This window comes from Pseudomonas sp. SORGH_AS_0211 (genome assembly GCF_031453455.1).
GTDB lineage: Bacteria > Pseudomonadota > Gammaproteobacteria > Pseudomonadales > Pseudomonadaceae > Chryseomonas > Chryseomonas aestiva.
The window spans coordinates 709,462-723,884 of the sequence record NZ_JAVIZV010000001.1; the positions used below are offsets into that span (position 1 = coordinate 709,462).

Annotated in this window: 14 protein-coding genes and 1 tRNA gene; 6 read left to right on the forward strand and 9 right to left on the reverse strand. The window is 67.4% G+C overall.

Annotated features, from left to right (window positions below):
- Nucleotides 1-46 precede the first annotated feature (46 nt).
- Together QE393_RS03215 and QE393_RS03220 are read right to left on the reverse strand one after the other, a co-directional pair.
- Nucleotides 47-727, reverse strand: a complete 681-nt coding sequence (locus QE393_RS03215) for a lipoprotein (protein ID WP_007159577.1) — start codon at nt 725-727, stop codon at nt 47-49.
- Between the two features lie 59 nt (nt 728-786).
- The gene (locus tag QE393_RS03220) at nt 787-1,386 is read right to left on the reverse strand and encodes a short chain dehydrogenase (RefSeq protein WP_310042082.1); all 600 of its coding nucleotides are present in this window, start codon (nt 1,384-1,386) and stop codon (nt 787-789) included.
- Nucleotides 1,387-1,484: 98 nt separating this feature from the next.
- Here QE393_RS03220 and QE393_RS03225 point away from each other — a divergent pair, with 98 nt between their 5' ends.
- Entirely contained in the window at nt 1,485-2,396 is a 912-nt protein-coding gene (locus QE393_RS03225) for a LysR family transcriptional regulator (RefSeq protein WP_310042083.1), read from the forward strand.
- Between the two features lie 522 nt (nt 2,397-2,918).
- On the opposite strand, the gene QE393_RS03230 is transcribed toward QE393_RS03225, so the two are convergent.
- The 5 genes from QE393_RS03230 to QE393_RS03250 form a co-directional block, all read right to left on the reverse strand.
- A complete protein-coding gene (locus tag QE393_RS03230; protein WP_310042084.1) occupies nt 2,919-3,620 on the reverse strand; it encodes an ATP-binding cassette domain-containing protein in 702 nt (233 codons plus the stop codon).
- Nucleotides 3,621-3,631: 11 nt separating this feature from the next.
- Complete coding sequence (gene livG, locus QE393_RS03235) at nt 3,632-4,399, reverse strand: high-affinity branched-chain amino acid ABC transporter ATP-binding protein LivG (protein WP_133859890.1); 768 nt, start codon at nt 4,397-4,399, stop codon at nt 3,632-3,634.
- Nucleotides 4,396-5,652 (reverse strand): high-affinity branched-chain amino acid ABC transporter permease LivM, encoded by a 1,257-nt coding sequence (locus QE393_RS03240; protein WP_273808679.1) that lies wholly within the window; start codon nt 5,650-5,652, stop codon nt 4,396-4,398. Before QE393_RS03240 ends, livG begins: the two co-directional genes overlap by 4 nt.
- Nucleotides 5,649-6,572: a high-affinity branched-chain amino acid ABC transporter permease LivH gene (gene livH / locus QE393_RS03245; RefSeq protein WP_007159571.1), complete on the reverse strand. Its 924-nt coding sequence runs from the start codon at nt 6,570-6,572 to the stop codon at nt 5,649-5,651. Before livH ends, QE393_RS03240 begins: the two co-directional genes overlap by 4 nt.
- A gap of 290 nt (nt 6,573-6,862) precedes the next feature.
- Nucleotides 6,863-7,984 carry a branched-chain amino acid ABC transporter substrate-binding protein gene (locus tag QE393_RS03250; protein WP_133859888.1) on the reverse strand — a complete coding sequence of 374 codons (1,122 nt, stop codon included), beginning with the start codon at nt 7,982-7,984 and terminating at the stop codon, nt 6,863-6,865.
- Between the two features lie 214 nt (nt 7,985-8,198).
- On the opposite strand from QE393_RS03250, the gene QE393_RS03255 reads away from it, so the two are divergent.
- The gene (locus tag QE393_RS03255) at nt 8,199-8,507 is read left to right on the forward strand and encodes a DUF2288 domain-containing protein (protein WP_133859887.1); all 309 of its coding nucleotides are present in this window, start codon (nt 8,199-8,201) and stop codon (nt 8,505-8,507) included.
- Nucleotides 8,508-8,553: 46 nt separating this feature from the next.
- Here the strand turns inward: QE393_RS03255 and QE393_RS03260 are convergent, their stop codons facing one another.
- The gene (locus QE393_RS03260) at nt 8,554-9,540 is read right to left on the reverse strand and encodes an aldo/keto reductase (protein ID WP_310042087.1); all 987 of its coding nucleotides are present in this window, start codon (nt 9,538-9,540) and stop codon (nt 8,554-8,556) included.
- Nucleotides 9,541-9,650: 110 nt separating this feature from the next.
- On the opposite strand from QE393_RS03260, the gene QE393_RS03265 reads away from it, so the two are divergent.
- The 3 genes from QE393_RS03265 (at nt 9,651) to QE393_RS03275 (ending at nt 12,646) form a co-directional block, all read left to right on the forward strand.
- The gene (locus QE393_RS03265; RefSeq protein WP_310042088.1) at nt 9,651-10,538 is read left to right on the forward strand and encodes a LysR substrate-binding domain-containing protein; all 888 of its coding nucleotides are present in this window, start codon (nt 9,651-9,653) and stop codon (nt 10,536-10,538) included.
- Nucleotides 10,539-10,627: 89 nt separating this feature from the next.
- Nucleotides 10,628-12,541, forward strand: a complete 1,914-nt coding sequence (selB, locus tag QE393_RS03270; protein ID WP_310042089.1) for a selenocysteine-specific translation elongation factor — start codon at nt 10,628-10,630, stop codon at nt 12,539-12,541.
- 9 nt (nt 12,542-12,550) lie between these two features.
- Nucleotides 12,551-12,646: transfer RNA gene (locus QE393_RS03275), tRNA-Sec, on the forward strand.
- Nucleotides 12,647-12,656: 10 nt separating this feature from the next.
- Here the strand turns inward: QE393_RS03275 and QE393_RS03280 are convergent.
- Nucleotides 12,657-13,667 (reverse strand): hypothetical protein, encoded by a 1,011-nt coding sequence (locus QE393_RS03280; RefSeq protein WP_310042090.1) that lies wholly within the window; start codon nt 13,665-13,667, stop codon nt 12,657-12,659.
- 144 nt (nt 13,668-13,811) lie between these two features.
- Here QE393_RS03280 and QE393_RS03285 point away from each other — a divergent pair, with 144 nt between their 5' ends.
- Complete coding sequence (locus tag QE393_RS03285) at nt 13,812-14,420, forward strand: TetR/AcrR family transcriptional regulator (RefSeq protein ID WP_273808685.1); 609 nt, start codon at nt 13,812-13,814, stop codon at nt 14,418-14,420.
- Nucleotides 14,421-14,423 lie beyond the last annotated feature (3 nt).

Genomic DNA, 14,423 nt, shown 5'->3' on the forward strand with positions numbered 1-14,423 from the left:
GGAAGATGCCAAGGGGATCGCGCTAAGCATCGCGCGAACGCCCGCGTTAGGTGGGGTTGCCGGCACCACCGTAGAAGGCGCAGCCCTGCCAGGTCTGGCCATTGATGCGCAGTTCGGCCTGCAGCGACTGCACGGTACCGGTCCGGCCATCCACGCAGCGCCGGGGATTGATCCACAACTCGACCTTCTCGCCATTGGCCTCGGTGGACAGGGCGCGCATGCCGCCGGGCAATTCCTCCTGCACGAAGGGCAGGGCGCGGCGCTGTTGGCCGGCGGTACTGACCAGCATGCCCTGGTTGCTGACCTGGACGCTCCAGTCCGGTCCATGGCCACCGGCATTCATGGCGGTACGCTTGAAGTTCGGATCGCTGCAACCCGGACCGCTGTACTGCACGCGGTAGACGTCGGTGACGGCGAATACGCCCTGGGCGCCATCGCGGCCACCGGACTTGAGCTTGCCGCGCAGATCGGCGAATAGCGAAGCGGCACCGCTGTCGGCGGCCAGTTCGTGGGCATCGCGCAGGATGGCGGTGTTGTTGGCGTCGGTGACGTCGAAGAAACGCTGTTCCTGGCAGGGGCGGAACAGCAGCTGGTCACCGCTCCAGCGCAGATCGCCCTGCAGGCGCTCGCCGCCCGGTGCACGCGGGGTGTCGTCGCTCTGGAACAGGCTGCAGCCGCCGAGGAGGCCGAGCAGGGCAAGGGGAAAGATGGCACGCGGCGCTGGCATCGCAGGACTCCGACTGAGGTGGGCACACGTTACTCAGACAGCGCCGCGAGCTCAAGGACTTACCAGACGCGATAAGTCTTGCCGGTTTCCCGCCCTTCCACGCTGCGTTCGTAGGCCAGGGCCGCCTCGGCACCCGATACCGCCTTGAAGCCGCGGAAGAAATCGCCGTAGTGCCCCAGCGATTCCTCCAGCACCGTCGGACTCACCGCGTTGAGCCGCTGACCCCGTGGCAACTCGATGGCCGCGCCGCGGACGAAGCCTTCCAGCGCCGCGTTGACCATGGCCGCCGAGCTGCCCTGCGCGATGGGCTGTTCGCTGAGGATGCCGGTGGTGAGGGTAAAGGAGGCGCCCTCGGCGGCCTGCGCCTGGCCCAGCAGCACCAGGTTGACCTGGCCCATCAGCTTGTCCTGCAGGCCTTTCCCGTAGGCTTCGGGCGTCATCTCGGTGAAGGGGGCGAAGGTCACCGAACCCACCGCGCTGACCAGGGCATCGAAACGACCCACCTGGGCGAACAGGGCACGGATGGACTCCGGTTGGGTGATGTCGACCTGCAGGTCGCCGGATTGGCGGCCGACGCGGACCAGCTCGTGGCGGCTGCCCAGGCGTTCGGCGATGGCGCTGCCCAGGGTACCGCTGGCACCGACGAGGATGATTTTCATGATGCGACTCCGTGAAGGGAAGGGAGTCTCCAGCCTAGAATGGCGCATTGCCCTGATAAATCACCTGAATGGCAATCCAGTGTTTCTTGGAGGAAACGATGCAGGACGATTTCGCTGATCTTGCGGCCTTCGCCATCCTCTGTGAAAGCGGCAGCTTCACCCGTGCAGCCGAGCGCCTGGGCTGCAGCAAGGGGCAACTGTCGAAGCGCATCCGGGCGCTGGAGGTGCGACTGGAGACCCGCCTGCTGCACCGCACCACCCGCCGTCTCGCTCCCACCGCCGCCGGGCGCACCCTGCTGCCCGAGGCCCAGGCCCTGGTGCGCCAGCGTGAGCGGGCCCTGCAGAGCGTGACCCGCCTGCAGGAGGAGGCAGCCGGGCCGGTGCGCCTGACCGTTCCGGTATCCCTGGGCTACACCTTTTTCGAGGTACTGCTGGCCTGTCGCGCCACCCACCCCGCCATCCAGCTGGACCTGGTGCTGGACAACGGCTATCGCGACCTGGTCGCCGAGGGGTTCGACCTGGCGATTCGCGCCCGACTGGAGCCGGACGAGCGCCTGGTCGCGCGACCGCTGTTCGCCATGCAGGAGGTGACCTGCGCGGCACCCGCCTATCTGGCCGGGCACGAGGTCCCGCAGGCACCCGAGGCGCTGCTCAGCCACCGCTGCCTGGTCAACAGCCACTATGCCGAGGGCGAGGTCTGGCTCTATCACCGCGAGCACCGACTCGACCGCGTGCAGGTAACCCCCAGCCTGGCCTGCAATCACTACAGCCTGCTCAAGCAGGCCGCCCTGGCCGGGCAGGGCATCGCCCGGCTGCCCTCATTCATGGTGCACGAGGAGCTGGCCAGTGGTGCCCTGGTCTGGCTGCTCCGGGAATGGCGCACGCCCAGCCAGCCGCTGTTTCTGGTGCATCCCTACCAGGGTGGGTTGCCGAAGCGGACAAGGGTGGTGGCGGAAGCCCTGAGCGACTGGTTCGAGCGCAGTCGGCAGCGCCTGGAGGCGTTGGGGTAGCGGGGCCGATGGAGCTGGAGGCCTGCGGGGACAGTCCCTTCTCGCTGCGGGAGAGGGCTGGGGTGGGGGCACCCTTCGCCGGGAAGCCCCAGTGGAAAAGGCTGCGCCGTTTTCCACGCTACGGCACTGTTGGGCTTTGACGATGGGGCCGTCTCAACCCAACCTGCGATCGATCCGCCGTAGGTTGGGTTGAGCGCAGCGAAGCCCAACAGCGCCGGAATTCGAGCAGGTACCGTTGGGCCTCGACGATGGAGCCGTCTCGACCCAACCTAGGGTCGATCCGCCGTAGGTTGGGTTGAGCGCAGCGAAGCCCAACAGCGCCGGAATTCGAGCAGGTATCGTTGGGCTTCGACGATGGGGCCGTCTCAACCCAACCTACAGTTGATTCGTCGTAGGGTGGGTTGAGCGCAACGAAGCCCAACAGCGCCGGAATTCGAGCAGGTATCGTTGGGCTTCGACGATGGAGCCGTCTCAACCCAACCTACGCGCGATCGCGGTCATGGCCGCGATCGAACACACAACTCAACCGCCCAGATAGGCCTTGCGCACGTCCGGGTTGGCCAGCAGTTCGGCGCCACTGTCCTGCATGACGATGCGGCCGTTCTCCAGCACGTAGCCGCGGTCGGCCAGCTTGAGCGCCTGGTTGGCGTTCTGCTCGACCAGGAACACCGTCACCCCATCCTGGCGCAGCTGTTCGATGATCTCGAAGATCTGCTGGATGATGATGGGCGCAAGTCCCAGCGACGGCTCGTCGAGCAGCAGCAGGCGCGGCTCGCTCATCATCGCCCGGCCGATGGCGAGCATCTGCTGTTCGCCACCGGACATGGTGCCGGCGCGCTGGGCATAGCGCTCCTTGAGGCGTGGAAAGAGGCCGAGGACCTTCTCCAGCTGGCGGTCGTAGGCCTGCTTGTCGGTGAAGAAGCCGCCCATGGCCAGGTTCTCTTCCACGGTCAGGCGGGCGAACACCCGGCGGCCTTCCGGCACCACGGCGATGCCCTTGCGCATGATCTGCGCGGTTTCCTGGCCGACCAGCTCCTCGTCTTCATAGCGGATGCTGCCGCCGTGGGCCCGCGGGGTACCGCAGAGGGTCATCAGCAGGGTGGACTTGCCGGCGCCGTTGGCACCGATCAGGGTGACGATCTCGCCCCGGTTCACCTGCACGCTGACGCCATGCAGTGCCTGGATCTTGCCGTAGAAGGTGGAGACGTTGTCGAACTGCAGCATGGTGGTCTCCATCAGGATTCGCCCAGGTAGGCCTTGATCACGTCGGGGTTGTTGCGGATCTGCTCCGGCGTCCCGTCGGCCAGGGGGGTGCCCTGGTTGATCACCACGATGTGGTCGGAAATGCTCATCACCAGGTGCATGTCGTGCTCGATCAGGAGCACGGTTACGCCGTGCTCGGCGCGCAGCAGGGCGATGAGCGCCTTGAGGTCCTCGGTCTCGCGCGGGTTGAGACCGGCGGCCGGCTCGTCGAGCATGAGGATCTGCGGGCGGGTCATCATGCAGCGAGCGATTTCCAGGCGGCGCTGCTGGCCGTAGGCGAGGTTGCCGGCGTTACGGTTGGCGAATTCGGTGAGGTTGACCTGCTCCAGCCAGAAGCGCGCATAGTCCATGGCCTCGGCCTCGCTCTTGCGAAAGGCCGGGGTCTTGAACAGCCCGGCCAGGAAGCCGGTGTTGAGGTGGCGGTGCTGGGCCACCAGCAGGTTCTCCACCGCGGTCATTTCCTTGAACAGGCGAACGTTCTGGAAGGTGCGCACCACGCCCTTGCGGGCGATCTTGTGGCCGGGCAGCCCCTGGATGGCTTCGCCATTGAGCAGGATCTCGCCGCCGCTGGGTCGGTAGAAGCCGGTCAGGCAGTTGAACACCGTGGTCTTGCCGGCGCCGTTGGGACCGATCAGCGAGACCACCTGGCCCTGTTCCACGCGGATGTTGACGCCGTTGACGGCCAGCAGGCCGCCGAACCTCATGGACAGGCCGGAGACATCGAGAAGGGCTTGGCTCATTTGCGCAACTCCAGGTGCGGGCGTTGCATCGGGAGCAGGCCTTGCGGACGCCAGATCATCATCACGACCATCAGCAGGCCGAACATCAACATGCGGTATTCGCTGAATTCGCGCATCAGCTCCGGCAGCAGGATCATCACGATGGCCGCGAGGATCACGCCGAGCTGGGAGCCCATGCCGCCCAGCACCACGATGGCCAGGATGATGGCCGATTCGATGAAGGTGAAGGATTCCGGCGACACCAGGCCCTGGCGAGCGGCGAAGAAGCTGCCGGCGAAACCGGCGAAGCAGGCGCCCAGGGTAAAGGCCGAGAGCTTGATCAGCGTGGGATTCAGGCCCAGGGCGCGGCAGGCGATCTCGTCTTCGCGCAGGGCTTCCCAGGCGCGGCCGATGGGCATGCGCAAGAGGCGGTTGATCACGAACAGGGTCAGCAGCACCAGCAACAGGGCGATCAGGTAGAGGAAGATCACCTTGTATTCGGAGTTGTAGGGGATGCCGAAATACTCGTGGAAGGGCGTCATGCCCTCGGGGGCCCGGCGTTCGAAGGTCAGGCCGAACAGGGTCGGTTTTTCGATGCCGCTGATGCCGTTGGGGCCGCCGGTCCACTGGGTGAGGTTGCGCAAGAGGATGCGGATGATCTCGCCGAAGCCCAGGGTGACGATGGCCAGGTAGTCGCCGCGCAGGCGCAGCACCGGGAAACCGAGCAGGAAGCCGAACAGCGCCGCCATAAGTCCCGCCAGCGGCAGGCAGACCCAGAAGCCCAGGCCGTAGTAGTGGGAGAGCATGGCGTAGGTGTAGGCGCCGACGGCATAGAAGCCGACGTAGCCCAGGTCGAGCAGACCGGCCAGACCCACCACGATGTTCAGGCCGAGGCCGAGCATCACGTAGATGAGGATCAGGGTGGCGATGTCCACCGCGCCGCGCGAGCCGTAGAAGGGCCACACCAGGGCGACCAGCACCAGGCCCAGGATCACCCAGCGCTGGGTCCTGGGTTCGGTGAGCTTGGTGCCCAGGCCGGTGGCCGGCAGGTGCAGGCCGCCACCGCGGCGCCAGCCGGCGGTGAGCGGGTCACGCACCAGTTGCCAGACGAACATCAGCACCGCGGCCAGGGCCACGATCCAGAGGGTGCGCGGCGTGGCGCCGTGCACTTCGAGGTTGACGCCCACCGTCTCCAGCTTGAGGCCGAGGATGGGATAGGCGACGGCCAGCACCAGCAGGGCGCTGAAGAAGGCGGTTCGCAGACGGGCACTCATACCTTTTCCACCTCCGGGCGACCGAGGATGCCGGTGGGGCGGAACAGCAGCACCAGCACCAGCAGGCTGAAGGCCACCACGTCCTTGTACTGGTCGCCGAAGACGTCGGCGCCAAAGGCCTCGGCCACGCCCAGCACCAGGCCGCCGAGCATGGCGCCGGGGATGCTGCCGATGCCGCCGAGCACGGCGGCGGTGAAGGCCTTGATGCCGGCCAGGAAGCCCAGGCTCGGGTTGATCACGCCGTACTGGATGCCCAGCAGCACCGCGGCCACGGCGGCCAGGGTGGCGCCGATGACGAAGGTCAGGGCGATGATGCCGTTGGTGTTGATGCCCAGCAGGTTGGCCATCTTGATGTCCTCGGCGCAGGCGCGGCAGGCGCGGCCCAGGCGGGAGCGGGAGATGAACCAGGTGAGGCCGAACATGGTGAGCAGGGTGACGATGAAGATCAGCACCTGCACATAGGAGATCACCACGCCGTTCATGGCGTCGGTGCCGATGATGAAGTTGCCCGGCAGCAGGTTGGGGATCGACTTGTCCTTGGAATCCTGGGCCAGCAGCACCCAGTTCTGCAGGAAGATCGACATGCCGATCGCCGAGATCAGCGGGATCAGCCGGTTACCGCCACGCAAGGGGCGATAGGCGATGCGTTCGATGCTGTAGCCGTAGGCACTGGCGATGATGATGCTGGCGCCAAAGGCGGCGAGCATGACGATGGGCAGGCTGTGGATACCCAGCATGGCCAGGCCGGCAATGGCGATGAAGGCCACATAGGAGCCGATCATGTACACCTCGCCATGGGCGAAGTTGATCATGCCGATGATGCCGTAGACCATGGTGTAGCCGATGGCGATCAACGCATAGGTGCTGCCGACCGTGAGGCCGTTCACCAGCTGTTGCAGGTAGTGGTAGAACTCGGGCATGGGTGTCTCCAGGGGACCTTGGTGCACTTCTGGTGCGGGTCCCAGGCCTCGGATGGAGGCGGATAAACGAAGCCCACCGCCGGTGGCGGTGGGCTTCGGTGTTACGGACTTCGAAGCTGTTCAGAACCTACTGCGCGTCGGCCAAACTGCGTTGAACACACCCTGGAGGGCCAGCCCCGTCGGAGTGCTCATTTACCTCTTGTAAACTCGGTCGCGAGTCCGATCCGCTTCCTCAGGTGTGTTCGCCTTGTTTGTCTCTAGCTCGCGAGGTCCTGAACAGCTTCTAGGGCTTACTTGGCTTCAGTCTTGGTGCCGTCGGCGTGCCATTCGTAGACCACGAACTCGAAGTTCTTCAGGTCGCCTTTCTCGTCGAACGCCAACTCACCGGTGGGGGTGTTGAAGGTGTTGCTGCGCAGTGCCTTGGCCACGTCCTCGGGCTTCTCGTCGCCCGCCTTCTCGATGCCTTCGGCGATGACCTGCACGGCGGCGTAGGAGGGGAACACGAAGGGACCGCTCGCATCCTGCTTCTTGTCCTTGAACGCCTGCACCAGGGCCTGGTTCTTGGGATCCTGGTCGAAGGAGCGCGGCAGGGTGACCAGCAGGCCTTCGGAGGCCTTGCCGGCAATGGCGGAGATGGAGCTGTTGCCCACGCCTTCCGGACCCATGAACTTGGCGGTCAGGCCCTTCTCGGCCGCCTGACGCAGGATCAGGCCCAGCTCGGGGTGGTAGCCGCCGTAGTAGACGAAGTCGACGTTGGCCTGCTTGAGCTTGGCGATCAGCGAGGAGAAATCCTTGTCGCCGGAGTTGATGCCCTCGAACACGGCAACCTTGACGCCGGCCTTGTCCAGGGTCTGCTTGACCGCGGTGGCGATGCCTTCGCCGTACTGCTGCTTGTCGTGGATGACCGCGACGATCTTCGGCTTGACGTGCTCGACGATGAACTTGCCGGCGGTCGGGCCCTGCATGTTGTCCAGGCCGATGGTGCGGAAGATCAGCTTGTAGCCACGGTTGGTGATGTCGGGGCTGGTGGCCGCCGGGGTCACCATTAGGATGCCTTCGTCCTCATAGATGTCGGAGGCGGGCTGGGTGGAGCTGGAGCAGAGGTGGCCGACGACGAACTTGACGCCATCGTTGACGATCTTGTTGGCAACCGCCACGGCTTGCTTGGGATCGCAGGCGTCGTCGTAGATCACGCCTTCGAGCTGCTTGCCCTTGACGCCGCCGGCCTTGTTGATCTGCTCGATGGCCATCTGGGCACCAATGAACTCCATGTCACCGTACTGGGCGACCGGGCCGGTCTTGGGGCCGGCCAGACCGATCTTCAGGGTGTCGGCTGCCAGGGTGTGGCTGGCCATGCCGGCCAGGGCCAGGGCCGCGACCAAGCGGGAGAAACGCAGAGTTGCCTTTTTCATGAGTGCTCCACTCGGAATGCTTTTATTAATGAGGCAGTTGGAAGCGAAAATGTGCCGATTTTGTTCTTTATGACGCGCCGCGCAGTTTAATCACCGTCTGTTCGTCTTGGAAAGCTGGCGACGACAACTTGTCGGATCTGTGGCCCGTGCGTCCGGCCGCTCGGCAATTGGGGAGGGCAACGGTAGAATCCGCCCTTTTCGCGAGGCCCGCACCATGACCGATCACGCAACGCGCTACGCCACCCTGCTCGGGCAGACCGCCGCCATCGGCTGGGAAGAATTGCAACCGCATTTTGCGCGGGGCGTGCTGCTGGAAGTGGCACCCGAGCTGGACCTAATCGAGGCGGCCATCGCCGTGACCCAGGACGATGCCGCCCGGGTGGGTCTGTGGCTGCAGCAGGGCCAACTGGCCAAGGTCGACGAAGACCGCGCGCGGCGCCGGCTGGAGGCGCCCGAGGTGGCCCTGTGGGCGGTGGTGGTGGCGCCCTGGGTGCTGATGCAGGAGCGTCCGGCCGAGCGCTGAAATACCAACGGCCCGCGCAAGGCGGGCCGCTGCTGGCGAGCGTGGCTCAGCGTTCGCTGTCGAGATCGCGGAGCTGGTGTTCGCCGTAGCGATCACCGGCCACGGCGTCCGGCGGCAGCAGCCGTTCCAGTTCGGCGCGATCCGCAGCGCTCAGGGCCACCTCCAGCGCACCGAGGGATTCGTCGAGCTGACCGCGGCGGCGGGCACCGACCAGCGGCACGATATCGTCGCCCTGGGCGGCGACCCAGGCCACCGCCAGCCGGGCCGGGGTGGTGCCCCGGTGTTCGGCGAACTGCTTCAGGCCTTCCACCAGCGCCAGGTTTTTCTCCACGTTGCCCGGCTGGAAGCGCGGACTATGGGCGCGGAAGTCGCCGCTGCCCGAGGGTTGGCGCCAGTGACCGCTGAGCAGGCCACGGGAGAGCACGCCATAGGCGGTGATGCCGATGCCCAGGTCGCGGCAGGTTGGTAGGATCTCCGCCTCGATGCCGCGCGAGACCAGCGAATACTCGATCTGCAGGTCGCAGACCGGAGGCACCGCGGCCGCCCGCCGCAGGGTCTGTGCGCCCACCTCCGAAAGGCCGATATGGCGGATGTAGCCGGCCTGCACCAGCTCGGCGAGGGCGCCCATGGTGTCCTCGATGGGCACCTGGCGATCCAGCCGTGCCGGGCGATAGATGTCGATGTGGTCCACACCCAGGCGCTTGAGGCTGTAGGCGACGAAATTCTTGATCGCCGCCGGCCGGGTGTCGTAGCCCAGCCACTCGCCGCCCGGACCGCGCAGGGCGCCGAACTTGACGCTGATCAGTGCCTGGTCGCGCCGACCGCGCAGGGCTTCGCCCAGGAGCAGTTCGTTGTGGCCCATGCCATAGAAGTCACCGGTGTCGAACAGGGTGACGCCGCGTTCGAGGGCGGCCTGGACGGTGGCGATGGCCTCGCCCCGGTCGGCGGCGCCATAGAGGTCGGACATGCCCATGCAGCCCAGACCAAGGCTCGATACCAAGGGGCCCTGGCGGCCCAAGCGACGCTGTTGCATGAGGGATTCCTCTTCAGGTGGATGAGGCTTCACTCTAACCAGGATGACGCTGTGCGATAATCCGGTCTCGACACAACGACCTGTTCGCTCAGCCGTACAATGGAGGCGCCTTGAATCTGGATGACCTGGCGGCCTTCGCCGCCGTGGCCGAGGCCCGCAGCTTTCGTGGCGCCGCCTATGTGCGCGGCGTGGCGGCCTCTTCCCTGAGCGATGCCGTGCGGCGGCTGGAGCGGGAACTGGATGTCCGGCTGCTGCACCGCACCACCCGCAGCGTGACGCCCACCGCGGCCGGCCAGCGTCTGCTGGAGCGCCTCACCCCCGCGCTGCGCGAGGTGCGCGGCGCGCTGGACGCCATCAATGCCGAGGGCGAGAGTCCGGTGGGGAGCCTGAGACTCAATGTGCCCACCATCGTCGCCCGCGTGCTGCTGCCGCCATTGATCGGCCCCTTCCTCGCCCGGCATCCGGGCATTCGCCTGGAGGTGGTGGCCGAGGACCGGCTGATCGACGTGCTCGCCGCGGGTTTCGATGCCGGGGTGCGCTACGACGAGCACCTGGAGGCGGACATGATCAGCGTGCGGCTGGGCCCGGTCACCCAGAGATTCGCCGTGGCCGGAACCCCTGCCTACCTGGAACAGCACGGCGTACCGGCACACCCCGCCGACCTGGTCCGGCATTCCTGCATCGGGCATCGCTTCGCCAGCGGTCTGGTGGCGCAGTGGAGCTTCGAGCGCGGCAGCGAGGTCATCAATGTCGCGCCGGGCAGTCGCCTGCTGGCCTCGGCGCTCGACCTGGAATTGCAGGCCGCCCTCGACGGCGTCGGTCTGATCTATTCCTTCGCCGACTATCTGGCCCAGCCCCTGGCCGACGGTCGCCTGGTGGAAGTGCTGGCGGACTGGTCCACGTCCTTTCCCGGTCCGCGGCTCTACTATGCGGATCGCCGCCAGCCACCCGCGCCCCTGCGCGCCTTCGTGGCCTTCTTGCGCGAGCGTCACGGCTAGGCGAGCGCGCGGGGCGCCGCTACCCTGAGCGCCAGTCCGCCGCCTGGAGCCGCCATGACGTCCCTGTTCATCCGCCTGGTACCGTCCCCATGATCATCGGCACCGCCGGCCACATCGACCATGGCAAGACCGCGCTGATCCAGGCCCTCACCGGGGTCGCCGGTGACCGCCGCCGCGAAGAGCAGGCGCGCGGCATCACCATCGACCTGGGCTATGTCTATGCCGATCTGGGCGACGGCGGCCTCACCGGCTTCATCGACGTGCCCGGCCATGAGCGCTTCGTGCACAACATGCTGGCCGGCGCCAGCGGCCTGGACCTGGCCCTGCTGGTGGTGGCGGCCGACGACGGCGTCATGCCGCAGACCCGTGAGCACCTGGCGATCCTCGAATTGCTCGGCATTCCCCGGCTGCTGGTGGCCCTGACCAAGGCCGATCGGGTGGATGCCGAGCGATTGGCCCAGGTGCGCCAGGACGTCAGTACGCTGCTGGCCGCCGGCCCCTTCGCCGGGGCGCCGCTGTATCCGGTGGCCAGTCCCGGCGGCGTGGGCATCCCCGCCTTACGCGCCGCCTTGCTCGCGACCCTGGACCAGGTGCGCCAGCGCAACGCCCGCGGCGGCTTTCGCCTGGCGGTGGACCGGGTGTTCAGTGTCGCCGGGGCCGGGGTGGTGGTCACCGGCACCGCCTTTGCCGGCCAGGTGGCCGTCGGCGACGAACTGCTGCTCACCCCACGCGGACAGCGCCTGCGGGTGCGGGGGCTGCACGCCCAGAACCGCGCGGCGGAAACCGCCCAGGCCGGTCAGCGGGTGTCGCTCAATCTTGCGGGCGAGCGGCTGAGCACCGACAGCCTCGCCCGCGGTGACTGGCTGGTGGCCGAGGCGCTGCATGCGCCCACCACCCGGATCGACGTGGAGCTACGACTGCTGCCCGGCGAGGCGCGCAACCTGGCGCACTGGACGCCGGTGCACGTGCACTTGGGCGCCCAGGATCTCACCGGTCGCGTCGCGCTGCTGGAAGGCGACAACCTCGCCCCTGGCGCCATGACCCTGGCACAGCTGGTGCTCCATGCGCCGCTGCACGGGGTGCATGGCGATCGCCTGGTGCTACGTGACCAGTCCGCCCAGCGCACCCTGGGCGGGGCCCGGCTGCTCGATCCCTTTGCCCCGGCGCGCCATCGCCGCACGCCGCAGCGCCTGGCACAACTCCAGGCACTGCGTCGGGGCGGTCTGGAGGAGGCGCTGCCTGAACTCCTGGCCCAGGCCGGCGGCGGTCTCGATCCACGGCTGCTGGCGCGTCAGTTCAACCGCCCCGAAGGCGACTGGCACGTGCCCGCCGACACCCTGAGGGTGGACACGCGGGTTGGCCCGCGGCTGTTTGCAGCCTCCTTGTGGCAGGCGGCGCTCGAGCGCCTGGGCGCGGCGCTGGCGACCTTTCACCAGGAACAACCCGACGAACTGGGTCCCGATCGGGATCGCCTCCGCCGCATCGCCGCGCCGGAGCTGGAGCGGGCAGTCTATCTGGCGCTGCTGGAGACGGCCCTGGCCGAGGGGCGATTGCAGAGCAGCGGTCCCTGGCTGCACATGCCCGATCACCGGGTTCGCCTCACCGAGGCGGAGGAGGGGCTCAAGACCCGCCTCTGGCCGCTGCTGGAGGCACAGCGTTTCGATCCGCCCTGGACCCGCGATCTGGCCAGGAGTCTGGATCAGCCCGAGGCCGAGGTGCGGCTGCTGCTGCGCAAGCTGGCCCGGCTGGGGGAACTGACCCAGGTGGTCAGGGATCTCTTCTATCCCCAGGCGAGTCTGGAAGCCGCGGCCGGCGAGGCATTGCGCCTGGAGCGCGAAGCAGGGATCATTCGCGCCGCGGCCTTTCGCGATGCCCTTGGCATCGGTCGCAAGCGCAGCATCCAGATCCTCGAATGCCTGGATCGCATCGGTTTCACCCGTCGCTTCGGCGACGAGCGCCGGGTCCGCCCGGACAGCGCCTGGGCCCGCGCGGCCGAGGGCTAGCGCAACAGAGGAAGGCAATCACGCCCGGTGGCGTGGCCGGGCTTCAAACCCGGTTGGGGACGGCAGCCGTTCCCGGGTGGGTTCGACTCCCACTGCCTTCCGCCATTTCCTGAGCTCAGTGCCCGTCCACCGGGTGATGCAGCACCGCGCCCTCCCGTTGCAACTCCTGCAGAAACCAGTCGGCTGCCCAGAGCTGTTCGGGCATATAGAGACCCGCCGGCAAGGGTTCACCGCCCGCCAGGCCCAGCACCCGCTCCAGCGACAGCACCAGCCCGAGGGCGGTCAGCGAGGCCTGCCCCTGGCTGAATTCCAGCACGGACCGTGCGGTGGTGGTCTGGCCGTCTCTTTCACCGGTCACCCTGACCGCGATCTCGGCCGCCGTTTCCGCGCCCCGCCGCCGGCTGGAAGACTCGCCCAGGGCGATGTCGAAGCGCAGCTCCGGCGCGGCGGTGGTGGCCCAGAGGCTGAGCAGATCGATGGAGCCGAAGGCCGTGGCGGCCAGCGTGCGACCGTCCAGCGCCGTGACGCTGCCCTGCAGGTCGCCCCCGCTCAGCCAGGCGCGGCGTCCATGGCGGAACGCCAGGGCCGCGGGAGCGGCGCTGTGCACTCGCTCCATATCTTCCCAGGCCAGCGGGCCGGCCGGGTCCGCCTCATCCAGCAAGACCTCCACCCCGATGGCCGCGACCCGGGTGAAGCGGCGGGCGAGATCGAGTGCCAGCGCCAGGGCGGCGCCCGAAGCCCAGTGGCTGGACAGCACCAGGGCATGGGCGCCGGGGCGCTGCATGAACTGGGCGACCTCCGGCCCCAGTTCGGTGACGCCGGTGTTGGCATTGAGATAGGGGATGCCCAGCCGCTGGGCGAGGCGCAGGCCGTGCAGGGCCTGATCCGGTGCCAGCATGATCATGGCTGCCGGGACGAGGGTGGGATCGAGTCCCAGCCCCGGCCGGTCGAGGTCCAGGCGCACCGCCCGGGCCTGCTCGGTGGCCTGGGCGACGTCCTCGGCAGCGGCGAGGTTGCGGCCACCCACCAGCAGGGGCCAGTCAGGCTGGCGCTGGCGGAACCAGTGGACGGCCTGGCGGCCTACCGTGCCCGAACCGCCGGCAAAGAGTATGGGTTGCAGTGGCATGATGCTGTCCTCTTCGTTGCAGTGCTGAGGTTCCGGAGACCGCACAGCCAATTGCCACGGGCTGTTCTCCGCATTAACCTACCAGGAGTAGGTTCTGGTTCAGGATTAACCTACCTTTAGTAGGTTTGCAAGAAGAGTTGACCAATGGCAGCACGATCCACCCCTGAAAAACCGCTCTCCGAAGTCGCCGGGCGGCGTCTCTCAAAGGCAGCCCGGCGTCGGCAACTGCTGGAAACGGCGCGGGTCATCGTTCGGGAAGAAGGCGCGGATCGCCTGACCCTGGGCTATCTGGCCGTGCAGGCGGGCGTTTCCAAGCCGGTCGTCTACGAGCATTTCGGTACCCGCTCGGGACTGCTCATCGAGCTCTATCGCTGGCTCGATCTGGCGCAGATGGATGCCTTTCGCCAGGCCATGACCGCGCGGCAGCAGAGCGCCGAAGAAGCCACCACGGCGCTGGCCGAGGGTTACATCCGCTGCGTGACCGACATGCAGGGTGAGGTTGGCGTGCTGGCGGCGGCCCTGGCGGGAAGTGAGGAAAAGACGGCGGTGTACCAGGAACTGCTGGAACATGGCACCCAGATGGTGGCGGCGGTGCTCACGCCGCACAGCCAAAGACCCGCCGCGGAGTTGCAGGTGTCCTGCATCGGTCTGGTCGGCGCCGGCGAGGCCCTGGCCGCGGCCGTGGTGCGTGGGGCACTGGGCGAGCGCGAGGCCATCGAGGCCTTCACCCGCCTGGTGCGCGCGGTGCTGTAGCCG